Consider the following 18,413-nt stretch of genomic DNA (forward strand, 5'->3'; position numbering starts at 1 on the left):
ATGGCCCGCACCGGCATTCTGTACTCTGATGTTATGAAAGCAGCCCAGATCGTCGCTGCCGATGGGCGTAATCCCACGGTCGACAACGTGCGCGAAGCGCTGGGCAGCACGGGCAGCAAGAGCACCATCGCGCCCCTGCTCAAGCGCTGGAAGGAAGAGTTTCAGGGTGCGGGCGCCGTGAAGACGGAGTCAGGCTTGCCGGCCGAACTGATGGAAGCGATGCGCGGCGTGTATGACAAGCAGCAGCGCGACGTGGCGCAGCAGCTGGAAACGGGCATGCGGCAAAACCGCGCCGAACTCGACGCGGCCACGGAGAAATTGAAAAAGACGGAACACGAACGGCTGAAATTGACGGAGGCGCGCGCCGCCCTCACCCAGGAACTGCGCGCCACGCAGCACGCGCTGGCGCAGCTGAAGGAAGAGCACCATTTCCGCGCCGTTACCCTGGCGACCCTGCATAGTGATAATGCGGGCTTGACGCAGCGCCTGGCCGACCGCAACGAGGATATCGCCGCCCTGCACCGCCAGCTGGCGCAGGTGCGTTCGCAGTTCGACCATTATCAGGAAGCGTCGGCCACGCAGCGCAGCGAGGAACGGGCCCAGGCACAGCAGCGCGAAAACCGGCTGGAGCAGGAAAACGCCCAGCTGCAGCAGCGCCTGCAAGGCCAGCAAGCCACCCTGGTGCAGCAGGACATGCGCCTGAGCCAGCTGCAGACGGAACAGGCACGACTCGCCAGCGAGGCGGCCGCCGACCGCGAGGCGCTGGCCAGCGTGCGTCCCGAGCGCGACCAGTTCGAGTTCCAGTACCTGCAGGCGGCGGCGTCCGCCGACGCCCTGCTGGCCAAGCTCGATACGGCCTTGCAGGCGCTGAACGACGCCAGGGTGGCGCTGTCCGCGCAGGACCGCCAGCTCGAGATGCTGGCGCAAAACGCGCAGGCGTCGCAGCAAAAGGCCGAGGCGCTGGCGCTGGAGCGCGACAGCTTGCTGCGCGAACATGCGGGCATGGCGGCGCAATTGGCGCAGATCTCGCTGCATGCGCGGGAGAAACGCGATAGTTGAGCAGGTTTACATGGTTTGGGCGATGTATGACGGCACGCGCACGGGCATCGCCAACTGCCGGGGCAAGCGCATTATTTCACCCGTCCGATGACGGACGACGGCGAAGACTATGCGCAGCAGACGCTCCCTGCCGAGATGCGCTACAGGGCGTTTTCTTTATTCACCTTGCGGTGGCTGGCAGCGGATGCGTATCCACGCGCCGATGGCGTCCACGCCGCAGTCGCCGTGATCTTCCACCCAGCCGGCGCGCGCATAAAAGCGCCGCGCTCGCGTATTGGCCAGTTGCGTTTTCAGGCTCAGAGGCGGGCCGAAGCGCGCCACCACGGCCGCCAGCAGCCGCGCGCCGACGCCTTGCCCGCCATGCGCCGGATGCACGTACAGATGATGCAGGAAATGCTCGGGAGCATCGCCCGTGTGCACGGCGGCAAAACCGACGACCTTGCCGCCGCATTCGGCGACAAGGATCTGCTCGTCCTGCGTGGCGCGCCGGAACACGCCGCTATCGGCCACCGGCCCGAAGCTGTCGCGCCCGGCCAGCGCCAGGATGGTGGCGCATGACGCCGTATCCACGCTGGTGCAGGGACGGATCAGGCACATGGCTGGCGCACCGCTTGCCGGCATGTCATTGCTGGCATCACAGGCGGCGGTTCAGCACGCTGTCGATATCGTGCGTCCGCACTTCCGCCTGCACGACGCCCTGCCGCAGCCAGTAGCCGGCATCGCCCTGCTGCAAGCCCTGCATGTCGAGCGTTCCCAGCGCGGCGGGCACGATGCCGGCAAGCAGCTGCGCCACATCGTCCCATGCGCTGTAAAACAGTTTCAGATACCAGCCGTCATCGTGGGCGTAGGCAAGAAAGCGGTTGCCGAGGCCAGGAATCCGCGGGCGGCGCAGCGGCCGCCCCCGATGCGCGAAGAACAGCGCCTCGGCCACGTCCATGTCGCCCAGCGGCGGCAGCGCGGCATCCTGGTAATCGGCCCAGGCATGGCTGCCCCAGGACGCCATGTCCTCGCGCGCCAGCGCCGCCAACTGCGTCTGCGGCACGTGCTGCAGCCCCGATGGCGCGTCGTACTGCACCGCGGCGGCATCGCCTTTCAGCAGCAGTACGCCGCCCGCTTCGCCGAGCGCCGGCAAAAAATCGCCGAATTCGATGCCCGAAGCGACGAGCATCTGCTGGTCCGGGTCGTGCCATATATACAGATAATTTCTCAAGTGCTGGTCCGTTTGGTTTTCGGCGCCGTGTTCAAGGCCACGGCGGCCCATAGCAGCGCGCACGCCCTGGCCAGCATGGCGCCGCGCCAGTCGCCGAGCTGCGCGATCTCCGCATCGATCTGGTGCGAAGGGAATTCCTGTTCTTTCTGCATGGCTGGCACTCCTTCCTCCATGATATGCCAGGCTGCATGGCCGCCTGCCGCAGTACTGGACCGGCCACAGCGACGCTAGCGCGTCAGCAGCATGGACGCCAGATACACGAGCGATGCAAAGACCACGCCTATCCCCACCCAGGCCGACAGCACCATGAAGCGGCCTTCCCGGCAGCCCTGCTTGCTCAGCTTTGAGTAATAGGCCCATTCATCGCCCGGCGCATAGGCCTTGCGCTTGCGGTGTTTGGCATCGATGCGTCGGTTGACGATGCCAAAGGTCAGCGCGAAGAGCCCGGCGAGTATTTTTATGAATAGCATGAGTGAGCCGCATGAAGGAATCGGATGTTTGCGTCCTGTGCGCAGTGCATGGCGCGGCAGCCACTGTACTCCATTTGAGAAAGATTGTCATTTAAGTATGTGCATCCGGCGTGCCGGCGTCCTTAATATGAAATTCACCTTGCCTGCGTAGCATACAAATTGGCAAGGCCTTCATGGAGCAAGGTCTGCCATTGACGGATACAACCATGCAAACCTTTTTTATGTACCAGCACGCCAACCCACGCCTCGCGGCGTGCCTGCCATGAACACCGCGGTCCTGGCTGCTTCGCCCGCCTTGTCGCAACGGCCTGCGAGCGGGCACCGCCTGAAAGCGGCCTTGGGCGCCCTGTTCTTTCCGCGCCAGCGCACGCGCTGGCAGGCGTTTCTCAGCAGCACGCCCGGCATGGCCGCGCTGGCGCAGCTGCATCCCTGCCTGCGCTTCAAGATTTTCCGCCCTTACGCCTCGCGCCAGCTGGGCTGTTCGGCGCGCCTGACCTTGCTCGAAGGACACTACCGCTTCCTGTGGCAGGCGGGCGCGCGGCCGCTGGTGGAACAGGCGGCGCGCCATCCCGTGCTGTTGGCGGCCTTCGCCGGCAAGGATGAGGCCTTGTACCGGCTGCAGCTGACGGCCATCCACGACAGCCACCGCGAAGGCGAGCTGTGCCTGCGGCTGACGCGCAACGGCCTGCCCCTGTACCTGGCCAGCTTCCTGTTTACGCCGCGCGCCGATGGCGTGTCGATCCAGCTGGGCGCGCTGCAGGGGCTGCGCTCGGAAGCGGGCGCGCAAGCCGTCAAGGCGGCCACGCGGGCCCTGCACGGCTGCCGGCCGAAAAACCTGATGGTGGCCGCCCTGCGCGACTTCGGCGATTTTTTTGCCTGCACCAACCTGTTCCTGGTCAGCAATCACAACCGCATCGCCCTGAATGCGCGGCGCCGCCGCCATATCGCCGCCGATTATGACCAGGCGTGGCAGGAATTGCGCGCCTTGCCCATGCGCGACGGCAATTATCACTTGCCGTGCGCGGCCTACCGGCCAGCGGACCTGGCCGACGTACCGTCGAAAAAGCGCGCCGATGCGCGCCGGCGCGGCGAATTATTGCTCGGCATGACGGCGGACATGCGCGCCCAACTGGCCTTCCTGCTGGACGCGCCTGCGGCAATGGCGGTCGAAGCACCTTGCCAGCAAAGCGATACCCTCGATAGCAGTGTTTTACCTTCCCACCATTAACAATTAACGGACGGAGTTGACCATGCCACCACGCCTGCCCACCCTGTTATTGCCCATCGTATCGCTGTCTGCCGCCGGCGCCATGGCCGCCCCCACTCTCGATGCAAGCGTGCGCGAGCGCGCGGAAACGCTGGTACGCGAGGGCAAGCATGCGAGCCTCGTCATCGCCGTGATCGACGGCAGGGATAGCGCCGTGTATGGCTTTGGCCGCGCGCGGCCTGGCGATGCGGCTGAGCCCGATGCCGACACCGTCTACGAAATCGGCTCCGTGACGAAAACCATGACGGGCCTGCTGCTGGCCGACGCCGTCGTGGCCGGCAATGCCGGGCTGGACCAGGCCGTCGCCGAGCTATTGCCCGCCTATACGATTCCTGCCCATGCCGGCCAGCAAATAACACTGGCCCAGCTGGCCACGCATTTTTCCGGCTTGCCGCGCCTGCCCGGCAACCTGGCGCCGGCGGACATCAACGATCCCTACGCCGACTATGCGGAAGCGCAGCTGCGCAGCTTCTTGGCAGGCCACACCCTGTCGCGTCCGCCGGACGCCTCCTACGAGTACTCGAACCTCGGCTATGGGCTGCTGGGCACGGCATTGGCCGAACGGGCGCAGCTGCCATATGAAGAACTGCTGCAGGCGCGCATCTTCCGCCCGCTGGGCATGCTTTCCAGCTCGACGCAGACCACGCCCGCCCTGCGGGCCCGCCTGGCGCCTGGTCATCTGGAGGATGGCCAGCCCACATCGAACTGGCATTTCCAGGCCATCGCGGCGGCCGGCGCCGTGCGCTCCAGCGCGAGCGACATGATTGCCTATGTGCAGTCATACATGCGCGCACCCGGCGCGGCACAGCGGCTGGCCGTGCAGCCGCGCCAGATACTGGCCGGCGAAGGCGACGGCGACGGCGTCAAGAAAGTGGGCCTGGCATGGGTGCTCGACCAGGTCGATGGCCAGCCTTTCGCCTGGCATAACGGACAGACGGGCGGCTACGCCAGCTTTGTCGGCTATACCCTCGACGGCAAGCGGGGCGTGGTGGTGCTGAGCAATACTGCGCGCGACGTCGACGGGCTGGGCGTCGGCGTGCTGGTGCCTGGCAGCCTGCCGCCCCTGGAAAAGGATGGCGCGCCGCCGAAGGAAATCGCCATCGACCCGGCCCGGCTGGCGCAATACGCGGGCCAGTATACGCTGGCGCCCACGTTTGTGCTCAGCGTGCGCCAGGGGCCGGACGGTTTGCTGGTGGGCGCCACGGGCCAGGGCGAAGCGCCCGTGTTCGCCAGCGCGCAAGACACGTTCTTTTACAAGGCGGTCGAGGCGCAGCTGGTGTTCCAGCGCGACGCCCAGGGCGCCATCACTGGCGTGATCCTGCACCAGAACGGCATGGCCATGCCGGGCAAGCGCAAACCTTGATTTTTCAGCAATAATGGAATAAAACTCAGGCAACCTTCATGTAGCCAGCCTATGCTCGGCGTTCATTCCAGCCACTTTACCCAGGGGCTGGCGTGAACTTGCCGTTCAGACCAACTCTAGACAGGTTCCCATGACACCCACTTTCGCCCTCCTCCCCCTCTGCCTGCTCGGTTCCGCCGCGCTGGCCGCCCCCGTGCTGGACGACGCCGTGCGCCAGCGCGCCGAGGAACTGACGCGCACGGGCTTGCATTCCAGCATCGTCATCGCCGTCATCGACGGCAAGCACAGCGCCGTATACGGTTTCGGCCATGCGCAGGCGGGCAAACCCGCCAAGCCCGGCGCCGACACCGTCTACCAGATCGGTTCCGTGACCAAGACCATGACGGCCCTGCTGCTGGCCGACGCCGTCGTGGCCGGCAAGGTGGCGCTTGACGAGCCCGTGGCGAAACTCTTGCCCGGCTACACGCTCCCCAGCTTTGACGGCAAGCCGATCACCGTGCTCGACCTGGCCACGCATTATTCATCGCTGCCGCGCCTGCCCGGCAATTTCGCGCCGAAGGACCCGGCCAACCCTTACGCCGACTACACGGAACAGTTGCAGCGGCAATTCCTCGCCGCCTACCGCCTGCCGCGCGCGCCAGGCAGCGCCTTCGACTATTCGAACATCGGCTATGCGGTGCTGGGCACGGCATTGGCGGCCCAGGCCGGCACCAGCTATGAGGCGCTGCTGCAGTCGCGCATCGCCGTGCCGCTGGGCATGCGCTCGACGTCGAACACGGCCTCGGCCGGCATGCTGGCGCGCCTGGCGCCCGGCCACCTGGGCACGGGCCAGCCCACGCCGGCCTGGGATTTGAACGTGGTGGCGCCGGCCGGCGGCGTGTATTCGAGCGCGCGCGACATGGTGGCCTACCTGCAAGCCTATATGCTCCGGCCGTTGCGCCCGTATGCGCTGGCCGTCAAGCCGCAGCGCGCGCTAGCGCCGGACAGCGACACGAAAATCGGCCTGGCCTGGCTGCTGGAGCAGAAGCAGGGACAAGGCTATGCCTGGCATAGCGGCCAGACGGGCGGCTACTCGAGCTATGTGGCGTTCACGACGGATGGCAAGCGCGGCGTGGTGGTGCTGACGAATACGGCGCGCACCATCGACGAGCTGGGACTGTCAGCCTTGCTGCCGGGCACACCGTTGCCAGCCATCAAAAAGCTGCCAGCAGCCATCGACCTGCCGCGCGCGGCGCTGGCCGAGTATGTAGGCGAGTATCCGCTTGGCAAGGAATTCACCTTGACGGTGAGCCTGGGCAAGGATGGGCTGGAAGCGGCCGGCACGGGCGTCGGTTCGGCGCCCGTGTTTGCCAGCGCGAAAGACCGCTTCTTCGTCCGCGCCATCGACGCGGAACTGGCGTTTACGCGCGATGCCCAGGGCCGTATCGACAGCGTCCTGCTCAAGCAAGGCGGGCAGGACGTGGTCTTGCCGCGCAAGCCCTAGCGCTCATGCGCCCGGGTCGCGCATGAATTGCTCGACCCGGGCGACAAATGCCGCCTTGCTGCGCGTGCGGAATTCGCCGAGGAAGGCATCGCTGCCCTTGACGACGTTGCCGTGGCGGTCGTAGGCCACCTTGCCCATCTCCAGCACGAATTCGCCGGCGGGATCGTCTTCCGGCTCGAAATGCGAGTTGAAGCAGTAGCCCGTGTCGCGGCAGCTGCCCCACAGCAGCAATGCGCTGCTGAACCACTGCATGGTCTCGGGACCCGGTTCCACTTCGAACAGGGTGTTGACGGTGATGCTCCAGCCGCCAGGAACGCGCAGCGGCTGCAAGGGATAGGGAAAGCGCGGTGTGCTCATGGCGTCGATGGTGTCAGCGGTGGGCGGCGGGTTTCGTAAAAGGCGAGAAATTCGGCGGCCGGCAACGCTTTCGCAAACAGCCAGCCCTGGCCGAATTCCACCTGGCGTTCCGCCAGGTAGTCGGCCTGCGCCTGCGTTTCGATGCCTTCGGCCACGATCAGCATCTTCAGGCTGCGCGCCATGGCGATGATGTGCGGCGTCACGCTGCTGGTGGCCGCGTCCGTGCCGATGGTGTCGACGAAGGACTTGTCGATCTTCAAGGCATCGAGCGGCAGGTTTTGCAGGCTCGACAGGCTGGAATAGCCGGTGCCGAAATCGTCGATGGCCACCGCGTGGCCGCGCGCTCTGGCTTTCTCGATGGTGGCGCGGGCCGCCTCCACATTGATGAAGCCCCGCTCCGTCGCTTCCAGCCAGATCTGCTGCGCCTCGATGCCGGTGCCGGCCAGGGCCCGCTCGAGCACGTCGAGCACCCTGCCCGTCTCGATATCGCTGGCGCACAGGTTGATGGCGATATGCAGCTCGCGGTCGGCCACCAGCGCGGCGCGCAGGTCGGCGATGACGCAGTCGATGACCTGGTCCGTGATCGGCAGGATCAAGTCGCTCTCCTCGGCCACGGGGATGAACAGGTCGGGCCGTATCATGCTGCCATCGGGACGGCGCCAGCGTATCAGCGCCTCGGCGCCCACGCAGGCGCCCGTGTCGAGCGCGATGATGGGTTGATAATGGACAAAGAACTCGCGCCGGTCGATGGCGATGCGCAACTCGCCCATCAGCGACAGGCGGCGGCGCGACAGCCAGACGACGATGCCGACGATGAAGGCGGCCATCAGCAAGCCCATCGGCAGGAGCAGCAACTGTTCGCGGCGCAGCCTGTCGTTCAGCTTGCTGCGCGGTTCGATCATGACGGCCGTCAAGCCATCGCGGTACAGCGTTGCATGAATGCTGCCATCGTGCGCGATGTCGCCCGCCGTGGGTGTGCCGGCAAGCAAGGCTTGCACCTGCGCAGGATCCGGATGGTGCAAGGTGTCGAGCACGCCTTCCTTGCCGATGGCGACGGCCATCTGGATGTCGCTGTCGACGATGACGTCGGAAAAGCGCACGGGATCGATCAGCACCTTGTAGGCGCGGTACGTCAGTCCCACCATGCGCTTGCCGCCGCTGACGACGGGACGCAGGTTGAAATCGAGGCCCATGCCATTGTCCAGCATGAAATCGGGCGGCGTCACGGTAATGCGCGCCTCCTCGATGCCGGTGGAGGTGCATTTCAGCAAGCCGTTCTCGACATAGCCGATATCGTCGATGCTGCGCGTGGTAATGGTGATGCGGCGCAACTGCTGGATATGCGCTTCCGAGCATGGCACGAGGTCCAGCGCGTCGGCGCTGCGCAACGCCGCGCTGGCCGAGGCGATCGAGCGGTGCGCGCGTTCGAGCGCGTAGCCGGCCAGCAGGCGCAAACGGTCCTGCTCGCCCTGCACGGCGCGCACGGACGACAGGTAAAAAGCCAGGCTCAGGGGGGCCGCCACGCCGATGACTGCCACCAGCACGCTCGTTACAATAATGCGTTTTCTGCGCATGCTACCCCTCCGATGAACCGCTGTTATTTGAATGCTATGTATTGCTCGATGGCATCATATTACAAGCGGGACCGGCGCACATGGATCCTACCGATTAGTTACACTTTTATTTGACCGTCACGGCCGCCGGAGCCGGCCGCGCCAGCACGAATACCAGCGCCGCCACGACGGCTGCCAAGGCGCCGGCCAGGTACAGCACGCTGGCGAAGCCGTCGACGAAGGCGTGGCGCGCCGCTTCCTGCGCCAGCGCCTGCATGGCTGGCGGCAGCTGGCCGAAGGCTTCGGCCGCGTTGCCGGCGACGATGCGCCCTATCATCTCGGGCGTCGCCTTCAAGCCGTGCAGCCAGGCCAGGCGCTCGAACGACGCCGCCGTACGCATGGCCAGCACGGCGCCCAGGCCGCCGACGGCCAGCACGATGCCGACGAAGCGCGTGGTGGTGCTGATGCCCGAGCCCATGCCTGTCCGTTCGCGCGGGATGCAGGCGAGGATAGCTTTTTGCGTGGTGCCGTTGAGCAGCCCGGCGCCGGCGCCCGTGACCACCATGCCGGCCGCTACCCATGCATATTGCAGGCTGGCGGCCGCGAATGCCGTGGCCACATTGCCCACGGCGACGATCAGCAAGCCCGTCACCAGGATGCCGCGGTCGTCGAGCCGGCGCATGGCGCGCGGCGCCAGGCGCGACAGCACCACCATGGCGACGGCGAATGGCAGCATGGCGCAGCCGGCGATGACGGCGGAAAAGTCGAAGGCGTTCTGCAGGTACAGCGGCAAGAATGTCATCATCACCTGCGCCGCGATGGCGTAGCCGAACATGCCCAGCACGGCGCCGACGAAGACGCGGCGGCCAAACAGCGCCAGGTCGATCATCGGCGCGCGCTGGCGGCGCTCGGCCACGACAAACACGCACAGCAGCACCGCCCCGGCCAGAAAGCGCAGCATGGTGGCGCGGCTGTCCCAGCCCGCCACGCTGGCGTCGATCAAGCCCCAGATGATGCAGAACAGGCCGGCGGAAAACAGCAGCGCGCCGAGCGGGTCGAAGCTGGCGTTCGACGCATCCTTCGATTCGTCCACGTGGCGCTGCACCAGCCACATCAATATGGCGACGACGGGCAGGTTCAGGTAAAAGATCCAGCGCCAGTTGATGGCGCTCGTGACGAGGCCGCCCAGCAGCGGCGCCACCGTCATGGCCACGCCCATGGCCGCGCCCCACACGGACCAGGCGCGCGCCCTCTCCTTTTCTGCATGAAAAGTGTGGCCGATGACGGCCAGCGCGGAAGTGAGCAGCAGCGCGGCCCCCAGGCCCTTCACGGCGCGCGCCACGTTGAGCACGAACGGCGTCCAGGCCAGGCCGCACAGCAGCGAGGCCAGCGCGAACACGGCCAGGCCGGACAGCATGACCCTGCGCCGCCCCAGGCGGTCGGCGATGCTGCCGGCCGGCAAGAGGAACGAGGCGAACGCCAGCATGTAGGCGCTGACCACCCACTCCACGTCGACGAAGCTGGCGTTCAGCGAGCGGGCGATCGAGGGCAGCGAGACGGCCACGACGTTGGTGTCGAGCATGATCAGGGCGCAGACGCCCGAGCACGTATACAAAGTCCAGTTGGTATTTTTCATGCCTGGATTGTAAGCAGGCCGGTATTATTTCTTGTTATAAGTCAATCGACTTATAATTCACTCATGGTGAATACAGAAAAATCGCTGGAGCTGCGGCACTTCCGCTGCGTGCTGGCCGTCGCGCACAGCCTGCATTTCGCGCGGGCCGCCGCCGAGCTGGGCATTTCGCCGCCCGCGCTGACCAAGCAGGTGCAGGAAACGGAAAGCCTGCTCGGCACGCGGCTGTTCCAGCGCAGCAAGCGCGCCGTGACCCTGACGGCCGCCGGCGAGCTGTTCGTGCCGGAAGCGGCGCGCGCGCTGGAACAGCTGGAACAGGCGCAGGACGTGGCCCGGCGCGCGGGCCGGGGCGAACTGGGGCGGCTGGAAATCGGCTACGTGGCGTCGGCGGCCTATGCCGGCGTGCTGCAGGCGCAGTTTGCCCGCTTCCGGGCGGCGCACCCGGGCATCCGCATCGGCGCGCGCGAATATGCGATGGAAACGCTGCCCGAACTGCTCGACCAGGGCCGCCTCGACCTGGCCTTCGTGCGTCCGCCCCTGCGCCTGCCCGATGGCGTCGCCAGCGTGGTCTTGCTGCGCGACCGCTTCGTGCTGGCCGTGCAAGCCGACAGCCCGCTGGCCCGGCTGGGCGTGGTGGCGCCGGCGAACCTGGCGCAGCAGGCATTCATCGTGCCGGAACAGGAATTGGGCACAGTCGAGTTCAGCCGGCGTGGCGGTTATGCGCCGCAGGTGATGTCGCGCCCGGGCAGCCTGCTGGCCGTGCTGACGGAAGTGTCGCTGGGCGTCGGCTGCGCCATCGTGCCGCACTCGGTGATGGCCAGCGTGCGGCTGCCGGGCGTGGAATTTCGCGAACTGGCGCAGCCCGCGATCAGCTCGGAAATCGCCGTCGCCTTCCGCCGCCACGAACAGGCGCCGGCCGCGCGCGCCTTCATCGCCCAGCTGCGCGCGGCGGCGCTGGCCTGACATCGCCGCTCAGGCGCTTTTCAGGACGGCCACGGCGTAGGTGCAATCGGTCGCCGTTTCATTGCTGAACACGCAGTCGGCCGGCGGCCCCAGCTCCAGGCAGTCGCCTTCGTCCAGCGCATGCCGCGTGTCGCCTTCGATGAAGACGAGGCTGCCGGATAGCGCCCAGATGAGCTGGCGCCGCGACACATAGGCGGCCGCCGGCATGGGCACGGCCGCGCCCGGCGGTAAGGTGATGTGCACGAGATCGAGCGGCATGTCGGACGCCGGCGATACGTGCCGCCGCACGTAGCCGCTCTGCGGGTCGACCCACACGGGCTGGCCCGCCTTGCGCAGCAGGCGCCCCTCGCGCATCTCGGCGCGGGCGATGAGCTCGGACATGCTCAGCTCGAAGGCGCCCGACAGCCGGGCCAGCAAGGTGGCCGTGGGGCTGCAATCGCCGCGCTCCACCTTGTGCACCATCGCGCGCGACACGCCGGACCGGGCCGCCAGGTCCGTCAGCGACCAGCCCAGCCGCTCGCGCTCGATGCGCACCCTGGCCCCTATGCGCTGGTTCAATTCGTCTGGTTTAGTGGACATACTCAGGATTTATTGGACAAAAGTGTGGGCGGCAATCTATGATTTGTCCATTATAGTAGACGCCCAGCGAGGAAACAACCATGCAGATACGCGACGCCCATGCGGGCGACATCGAGGGAATCACGGCCATCTACAACGATGCCGTCAGCAATACCCTGGCCATCTGGAACGAGCAGACGGTCGATGCGGCCAACCGCGCCGCCTGGCTGGCCGACCGCCTGCGGGCCGGCTATCCCGTGCTCGTCGCCATCGACGCGCAGCAAAACGTGGCCGGCTACGCCTCGTTCGGCGACTGGCGCGCCTTCGACGGCTTCCGCCATACGGTCGAGCATTCCGTGTATGTGCGCGCCGATTGCCGCGGCAGCGGCACGGGCAGGGCGCTGATGGTGGAGCTGATCGCGCGCGCGCGCGGCATCGGCAAGCATGTCATGGTGGCGGGCATCGAAGCGGGCAATGCCGGTTCGATCGCCCTGCACAAGAAGCTCGGTTTCGAGGAGGTGGGATTGCTGCCGCAGGTGGGCACCAAGTTCGGCGCCTGGCTGGACCTGGCGTTCCTGCAGCTGACGCTCGATGCGCGCAGCGATCCGGACGGCATCACGCCGTCCAGCTAACTTCAGGCAAGACTCAGGGATCGATGTCCGGCGGCGGACGGCGCAGGGCCAGATGTTCCCACACGGCCACCAACACCAGCACGCAGCTGGTGATGCAGGCCAGGGTCAGCGGCGCATACAGGCGGCCGTACGCCATCGGGATCAGCGCCAGGATGATCAAGATGCCCAGCAGATGCGACAGCGGCGGCGTGGCGCGGTCGTTGCTGACCCATTTGAACAGGGCGTTGCCCAGCAAATACAGGATCGGGCCGCCCAGCAAGGCGCTGATGCCGGCGAAGCTGGCCTCGTCAGGGTGCACGAGGGCCAGCTCGTCGGCCACGGCGCTGACGATCACGCCGCCCACGATCAGCATGTGGATGTAGGTGTAAGCCTTGCGCGCGATGCGGCCCGGATCTTTCGAATGGGCGATGCGGTGATGACCCGCTTCGGCTCCGGTGTCGAAATAAATCCACCACATGGCGATGCTGCCGACCAGGGCCGACAGGAAACCCAGCCAGTTGGCGGCCGTCCATTCCAGGCCCGCGAACGTGGCGCCCGTTACCAGCAGCGATTCGCCCAGCGCGATGATGACGAACAGCGCGCAGCGCTCGGCCATGTGGCCCCCATCGACGTCCCAGTCGGCCGTCGACGAGCGGCCCAGGCCGGGCACGCCGAACTGCATCCACGGTCCCGCCAGGTCGATCAGCAGGGCCGCGGCCCACCAGAAGATGCGCTGCGAAGGGTCGGCCAGGCCGCCGGCGATCCAGAAGGCGCCGGACAGCACGGCCCACAGGGCGATGCGCTGGAAATTGCGGCGGCGCGACAGTGCTTCGTGGCGCACGGCCCACCAGGCAAACAGGGGCCGCCCCACCTGCATGGCGACATACGCGCCCGCAAAGGCCAGGCCCCGCGTGCCGAACGCTTCGGGAATCGAGGCAGACATGATGAGGCCGCCCAACATCAGGGCGAACAGGCTGATGCGTACGGGAATGCGCTCGGGGTCGAGCCAGTTGGTGATCCACGACGTGAAGATCCAGACCCACCAGACGGCCATCAGCAGCAGCCCCGTCTGCAGCCAGCCCGTGGCGCTCAGGTGCGCCAGCAAGCCATGCGACAGTTGCGTGACGGCAAACACGAACACGAGGTCGAAGAACAGCTCGATCATGCCCACCTTGCCGCTGTCCTGCCCGCCGCGCTTGCGCAACAGCGATTTTGTCAATTCCATACATACTCTTTCATCGTCAATCCTGGCCGCGCTGGCGGTGCTGCCCATGGGCTGGCGGCTCAGGCGCGTTGTAAACGCCACCACAAAAAACCGGCCAGCAAGGCTGGCACGGCAAAAATTACTGCAAAAATCGGTAGTTCCTCGGCCACGGAATAGCCAGCCCCGAGCACGCCCACGGCCATGTTGATGCCCGCGCCCACCAGCCACAGGGGAATGAAGGCCAGGGCCGCATGCGCCATCGCGCCCCTGCCCCGTCCAATCAGCAGGCACAGTGCCAGCAGCGCGAAACCCGCGCCCATCACCACTATCGTATGCATCGCCGTCCCTTCATTAAAACATCGTATGGAAAACTATGTATAGGATGCTAACGCATTTCGCGGGTGCCGGGAGCAATTTGCTGTGCGCGGCAGGCGGATGGCTTTAAACCGGCGTGGGCAAGGGCAAGCCGGCGAAGTGCGCTGCCAGGTTGTCCACCACCAATTGCCCCATCGCATGGCGCGTTTCCACGGTGAGGCTGCCCACGTGCGGCGTCAGCACCACGTTGGGCAAGGCGCGCAAGGCGGCGGGCACGTGCGGTTCGTCCGTAAATACGTCGAGACCGGCCGCGCCCAGGTGGCCATCCTGCAGGGCGGCGATCATGGCGTCTTCGTCGATCAGGGCGCCACGGGCGATATTGATCAGGGTGCCTTGCGGACCCAGCGCGTCGAGCACCTGGCGGTCGACGATCTTGCGCGTGGCCGGCGTGCCCGGCGCGCAGACGATCAGGTAATCGCTTTCCTGCGCCAGGGCCAGCAAGGATTCCGCGCGCGGCACGGGCGTGCCAGGAATGGCGCGCGGCTGGTAATAGCGTACGTTGACGCCGAAGGCGGCCAGGCGCAGCGCGATCGCTTGTCCGATCTGCCCGAAACCGAAGATGCCGGCCGTTTTGCCGCGCAGGCTGGATGCGGGAGTGATCGCTTCGCGGCGTTCCCAGCCGCCATCGCGCACGAAACGGTCGAGCGCGGCAATATGCCGGGCGCTGGCCAGCAGCAGGCCCAGCGCCACGTCGGCGACGTCATCGGTCAGCACGTTCGGCGTGGTGGTGACGGCGATGCCGCGCTGGCGCGCCACGTCGAGCGCCACGCCATCGAGGCCGACGCCGTTGACGGCGATGATTTCCAGCGCGGGCAGCAAGCCCATGTCCGTGGCGTTCAAGCCCAGCGCGCCCGTCGTGACGACGGCGCGGATGCGCGGCGCGCGCTCCGCCAGCCAGGCATGGCGCTCTTGCGGCGCGATTTGCCAGGCGTGGTGGCACGTGTAATCGTGCTCAAGCTGCGCGTTGACGGCAGCCGAGGGGCTGGGAGCGAGGATCAGGAGTTCGGGGGGCATGGGCGTCCAGGATGGTGTCGGCATAGGGGAACGGGAAACAAACGCAGACGCAACTTAGCATATTTGACGCCCTGCCGGGGCCGCCTGCCCCGTAAATGCCCTCAAAACCCTGATCGCAACGCGGGCTTTGCCTCGCTCTTCAGCCCGGGCAAGCCACGCGTTTCAGCTTGCCGCCCGTCTTGAACGGGTCGGCGCCCGCGCCGGGATTGTCGCCCATGGCAAAGCAGGTCGAGCCGCCCGGCGTGCGCACGCGCGAGGCGGGCCGGCCGTCGGCCGTCAGGTAGTCGTCGACCGCCAGCACGGCGCCGCCGCGCCGGGCGGAGGCGACCAGCTTCTGAAAGGTCGTCTGGCTGTCGATCTCGGGCGCGGCCAGCCACGGCTTGTCTTTCTGCAATTCGGCGCGCAGGGCCTTGTCGGCGGCGCCCGCCGCCAGCCTGGCGCGCGTGCGCAAGTCTTCCGTGGGCGCGGCAGGCGGCGCATCGACGGGCGCGGTGATGGTTTCCGCCGGCGCGGCGACGGATTCGGCCAGGACGGGCGGCAAGGCGGGCGGCGCCACGGGCGCAATCGCGCGCGCGCGGGGCATCGGCAAGGGCATCGGCGGCGTGCGCGGCAAGGGCCGGGGCGGCATCAGGGTCAGGAAGGCCACTTCCGTGTATTGCTTGAGCTGGCGCGCCGGCAGCAGCAGGAAATACAGGCCCAGCGCATGCATGGCGAGGATCAGCGCGACGGCGGCGCCTTTCAGGCTGAGCCAGCGCGGCAGGCGCGTGCGCGGCGCATCAGGCGGGGAATGGCGAAGCATGGGCATGCGGTGTCCTGTGGGCGCAAGGCGCGATGCTGCATTTTAGCGGGAGCGCCTGGCATGGGTTGATGAATTCGCAAGGTATCGTCTGGCGCGCCTTTTTCATGCAGAATCCGGTGCCTGATGCGTCAAGTGTTGTGCTACGCACCATTTTTTGACTGCCAGGCGCACGATTTTGCACGCTATCCCGCGTGGCGGAATATAATGATAATCATTCTCATTACTATCCAAACAACATCATGCGCAAGTTCCACCTCGCTCCTACCCCGTTCGCCCTGGCCGCCTTCCTGCTGGCCAGCACCGCCGCCCACGCCCAAACCAGCGCTGCCGCGCCAGCCAGCGGCGACGCGCAAAGCATGCCCACCGTCGTCGTGAATGCATCGGCCGATGCGTCGGCGGAAGGCTTGTCGAAGGCGTATGCGGGGGGACAGGTGGCGCGCGGCGGGCGTCTGGGCTTGCTGGGCAACGTGGACATGATGGATACGCCGTTCAGCAGCACCAACTACACGCAGGCGCTGATCCAGGATCAGCAGGCGCAAGGCGTGGGCGACGTGCTGCAAAACGATGCCGGCGTGCGCGTCACGCGCGGCTTCGGCAATTTCCAGGAGATGTATGTGATCCGCGGCTTCGCCGTGAACTCGGACGATCTGGCATATAACGGTTTGTACGGATTGCTGCCACGCCAGTTTGTCGCCTCCGAGTTGCTGGAACGGGTGGAAGTGTTCCGGGGCGCCAATAGCTTCATCAACGGCGCCGCGCCAGGTGGCGGCGGCGTTGGCGGCACCATCAATCTGGTGCCCAAGCGCGCCACGAATGCCCCGCTCACGCAGATTACGGTGGGCACGGAAAGCGGCGGCCAGGGCTATGTGGCAGCCGACATCGGCCGTCGCTTCGGCCCCGACAACAATACCGGCATCCGCATCAACGCCGTGCGCCGCGATGGCGACACGGCCGTTGACCGCGAAAAGCGCGAACTGAGCGTATTCTCGATCGGCGCCGATTTCCGCGGCCGCGATTTCCGCCTGTCGGCCGATGCCGGCTACCAGGAACACAAGCTGCGCAATCCGCGCCCCAGCGTCAGCGTGGCCAGTGGCGTTGCCGTGCCCGCTGCTCCTGATTCCGGCAGCAATTTCGCGCAGAACTGGACGCAATCCAACGAGCGCGATACCTTCGGCACCCTGCGCGGCGAATACGACGTCGCCAAGGATGTCGTGGCCTGGGCAGCCATGGGCTTTCGTAACGGCGACGAGTCGAACGTGCTGGCAGCGCCCACGGTGAACAGCGTATCGGGCGCGGCCAGCTCGTATCGTTTCGACAATACCCGCCACGACAGCGTGCGTACGGGCGAAATCGGCGTGCGCGGCAAGCTGCGCACGGGCGCCGTCGGCCATACCGTCAGCGCCACCGCATCGACGTTCTGGTCGCAATCGAAGAATGCCTATGGCATGAGCGATTTTGTGACGGGCTTTGGCACGAACATCCATGCCCCCGTGCAGGTAGCCGCGCCTGCGCCAACCTGGTTCATGGGCGGCGACCTCGCGCATCCGCTGGTGACGGCGCGCACCATGCTGTCGAGCTTTGCCATCGCCGACACCATGGCCTTTGCCGATGACCAGGTATTGCTGACCGTGGGCGCGCGCCGCCAGACCATCAAGGATGATTCCTACGACTACAACACGGGCGTCCGTTTTGCGGACAGCAGCTACAGCGAAAGCATTACCACGCCTGTGCTGGGCCTGGTGTATCGCCCCGTCAAGGAAGTGACCGTCTATGCCAACTATATCGAAGGCCTGCAAAAGGGCGCTGTCGCAGGCGGCGCGGGAGTGACCAATGTCGGCGATGCATTCGCTCCCTACAAGTCGAAACAGAAGGAAATCGGCGTCAAGTATGACGGCGGCCGCATCGGCGCCAGCCTTGCCCTGTTTACCACCAAGCAGCCATCGGCCTATGTGGAAAACGGCATCTTCGGCGTCTTTGGCGAACAGCGCAACCGTGGCATCGAATTGTCGGTATTCGGCACGCCGGCCCGGGGCCTGCGCCTGCTGGGCGGCCTGACCCTGCTCGACACGAAGCAGATCAGCGCCAAAGAGCCCGCCAACGTGGGCAAGGATGCGATCGGCGTGCCTGGCACCCAGCTGAACTTCGGCGCGGAATGGGACGTGCCGGGCGTCCGCGGCCTGGCCTTGACGGGGCGCACCTTGTACACGTCGAAGCAGTACCTCGATGGCGCCAATGCGCAGAAAGTGCCGTCCTGGACGCGCCTGGACCTGGGAGCACGCTACCTGACCACCATCGCCGACCGCGCCGTCACCTTGCGCGCGCGCCTGGACAACGTGACCGACAAAAACTACTGGGCTTCCGCCGGCGGCGCGTCCGGCGCTGGCTATCTGGTGCTGGGCGCACCGCGCACCGTCGTGGTGTCAGCGTCCGTCGACTTCTAAGCCTCCTCACGATAAAGCTGCCCGTCCCCGTGGCAGCTTTTTTTTCGCGTGCG

The 18,413-nt window shown here is 66.4% G+C and carries 19 protein-coding genes; 7 read left to right on the top strand and 12 right to left on the bottom strand.

The genetic code is table 11. The features are described 5' to 3' along the window. Window positions 1–33 precede the first annotated feature (33 nt). Window positions 34–1,059 (top strand): DNA-binding protein, encoded by a 1,026-nt coding sequence (locus tag O0880_RS12660; RefSeq protein WP_289886757.1) that lies wholly within the window; start codon window positions 34–36, stop codon window positions 1,057–1,059. 156 nt (window positions 1,060–1,215) lie between these two features. Here O0880_RS12660 and O0880_RS12665 read toward each other — a convergent pair whose 3' ends face one another. From O0880_RS12665 to O0880_RS12680, 4 genes are all read right to left on the bottom strand, one after another. After that, a complete protein-coding gene (locus tag O0880_RS12665) occupies window positions 1,216–1,680 on the bottom strand; it encodes a GNAT family N-acetyltransferase (protein WP_289886758.1) in 465 nt (154 codons plus the stop codon). Between the two features lie 13 nt (window positions 1,681–1,693). Continuing rightward, window positions 1,694–2,269 carry a hypothetical protein gene (locus O0880_RS12670; RefSeq protein WP_289886759.1) on the bottom strand — a complete coding sequence of 192 codons (576 nt, stop codon included), beginning with the start codon at window positions 2,267–2,269 and terminating at the stop codon, window positions 1,694–1,696. After that, window positions 2,266–2,421, bottom strand: a complete 156-nt coding sequence (locus O0880_RS12675; RefSeq protein WP_289886760.1) for a hypothetical protein — start codon at window positions 2,419–2,421, stop codon at window positions 2,266–2,268. The genes O0880_RS12670 and O0880_RS12675 overlap by 4 nt, the downstream gene beginning before the upstream one ends. 75 nt (window positions 2,422–2,496) lie before the next feature. Next, window positions 2,497–2,739 (bottom strand): hypothetical protein, encoded by a 243-nt coding sequence (locus tag O0880_RS12680; RefSeq protein ID WP_289886761.1) that lies wholly within the window; start codon window positions 2,737–2,739, stop codon window positions 2,497–2,499. Window positions 2,740–3,001: 262 nt separating this feature from the next. On the opposite strand from O0880_RS12680, the gene O0880_RS12685 reads away from it, so the two are divergent. The 3 genes from O0880_RS12685 (at window position 3,002) to O0880_RS12695 (ending at window position 6,852) form a co-directional block, all read left to right on the top strand. Further along, window positions 3,002–3,967 (top strand): DUF535 family protein, encoded by a 966-nt coding sequence (locus tag O0880_RS12685; protein WP_289886762.1) that lies wholly within the window; start codon window positions 3,002–3,004, stop codon window positions 3,965–3,967. 22 nt (window positions 3,968–3,989) lie between these two features. Continuing rightward, window positions 3,990–5,369 carry a serine hydrolase gene (locus O0880_RS12690; RefSeq protein ID WP_289886763.1) on the top strand — a complete coding sequence of 460 codons (1,380 nt, stop codon included), beginning with the start codon at window positions 3,990–3,992 and terminating at the stop codon, window positions 5,367–5,369. Window positions 5,370–5,499: 130 nt separating this feature from the next. Next, window positions 5,500–6,852, top strand: coding sequence for a serine hydrolase (locus O0880_RS12695; RefSeq protein WP_289886764.1), 1,353 nt, complete (start codon window positions 5,500–5,502; stop codon window positions 6,850–6,852). A gap of 3 nt (window positions 6,853–6,855) precedes the next feature. Here O0880_RS12695 and O0880_RS12700 read toward each other — a convergent pair whose 3' ends face one another. The 3 genes from O0880_RS12700 to O0880_RS12710 form a co-directional block, all read right to left on the bottom strand. Continuing rightward, window positions 6,856–7,209 carry a hypothetical protein gene (locus O0880_RS12700; RefSeq protein ID WP_289886765.1) on the bottom strand — a complete coding sequence of 118 codons (354 nt, stop codon included), beginning with the start codon at window positions 7,207–7,209 and terminating at the stop codon, window positions 6,856–6,858. Continuing rightward, complete coding sequence (locus tag O0880_RS12705; RefSeq protein WP_289886766.1) at window positions 7,206–8,783, bottom strand: EAL domain-containing protein; 1,578 nt, start codon at window positions 8,781–8,783, stop codon at window positions 7,206–7,208. The genes O0880_RS12700 and O0880_RS12705 overlap by 4 nt, the downstream gene beginning before the upstream one ends. Before the next feature lie 106 nt (window positions 8,784–8,889). Further along, window positions 8,890–10,398: an MFS transporter gene (locus O0880_RS12710; RefSeq protein ID WP_289886767.1), complete on the bottom strand. Its 1,509-nt coding sequence runs from the start codon at window positions 10,396–10,398 to the stop codon at window positions 8,890–8,892. 63 nt (window positions 10,399–10,461) lie between these two features. On the opposite strand from O0880_RS12710, the gene O0880_RS12715 reads away from it, so the two are divergent. Further along, window positions 10,462–11,358: a LysR family transcriptional regulator gene (locus tag O0880_RS12715; protein ID WP_289886768.1), complete on the top strand. Its 897-nt coding sequence runs from the start codon at window positions 10,462–10,464 to the stop codon at window positions 11,356–11,358. A gap of 9 nt (window positions 11,359–11,367) precedes the next feature. On the opposite strand, the gene O0880_RS12720 is transcribed toward O0880_RS12715, so the two are convergent. Next, the gene (locus tag O0880_RS12720) at window positions 11,368–11,937 is read right to left on the bottom strand and encodes an XRE family transcriptional regulator (protein ID WP_289886769.1); all 570 of its coding nucleotides are present in this window, start codon (window positions 11,935–11,937) and stop codon (window positions 11,368–11,370) included. A gap of 80 nt (window positions 11,938–12,017) precedes the next feature. On the opposite strand from O0880_RS12720, the gene O0880_RS12725 reads away from it, so the two are divergent. Continuing rightward, a complete protein-coding gene (locus O0880_RS12725; protein WP_289886770.1) occupies window positions 12,018–12,548 on the top strand; it encodes a GNAT family N-acetyltransferase in 531 nt (176 codons plus the stop codon). Between the two features lie 13 nt (window positions 12,549–12,561). On the opposite strand, the gene O0880_RS12730 is transcribed toward O0880_RS12725, so the two are convergent. The 4 genes from O0880_RS12730 to O0880_RS12745 all read right to left on the bottom strand — a co-directional run bounded on the left by O0880_RS12730 (window position 12,562) and on the right by O0880_RS12745 (window position 15,919). Continuing rightward, window positions 12,562–13,752 (bottom strand): low temperature requirement protein A, encoded by a 1,191-nt coding sequence (locus tag O0880_RS12730; protein ID WP_071323658.1) that lies wholly within the window; start codon window positions 13,750–13,752, stop codon window positions 12,562–12,564. Window positions 13,753–13,811: 59 nt separating this feature from the next. Next, window positions 13,812–14,069 (bottom strand): hypothetical protein, encoded by a 258-nt coding sequence (locus O0880_RS12735; protein WP_289886772.1) that lies wholly within the window; start codon window positions 14,067–14,069, stop codon window positions 13,812–13,814. A 103-nt stretch (window positions 14,070–14,172) separates the two neighbouring features. Continuing rightward, window positions 14,173–15,120, bottom strand: coding sequence for a 2-hydroxyacid dehydrogenase (locus tag O0880_RS12740; RefSeq protein ID WP_289886773.1), 948 nt, complete (start codon window positions 15,118–15,120; stop codon window positions 14,173–14,175). A 139-nt stretch (window positions 15,121–15,259) separates the two neighbouring features. Next, window positions 15,260–15,919 carry a hypothetical protein gene (locus tag O0880_RS12745; protein ID WP_289886774.1) on the bottom strand — a complete coding sequence of 220 codons (660 nt, stop codon included), beginning with the start codon at window positions 15,917–15,919 and terminating at the stop codon, window positions 15,260–15,262. A gap of 239 nt (window positions 15,920–16,158) precedes the next feature. On the opposite strand from O0880_RS12745, the gene O0880_RS12750 reads away from it, so the two are divergent. Next, window positions 16,159–18,360 carry a TonB-dependent siderophore receptor gene (locus O0880_RS12750; RefSeq protein WP_289886775.1) on the top strand — a complete coding sequence of 734 codons (2,202 nt, stop codon included), beginning with the start codon at window positions 16,159–16,161 and terminating at the stop codon, window positions 18,358–18,360. Window positions 18,361–18,413 lie beyond the last annotated feature (53 nt).

The organism is Janthinobacterium sp. SUN118, from assembly GCF_030397695.1.
Classification (GTDB): domain Bacteria; phylum Pseudomonadota; class Gammaproteobacteria; order Burkholderiales; family Burkholderiaceae_D; genus Janthinobacterium.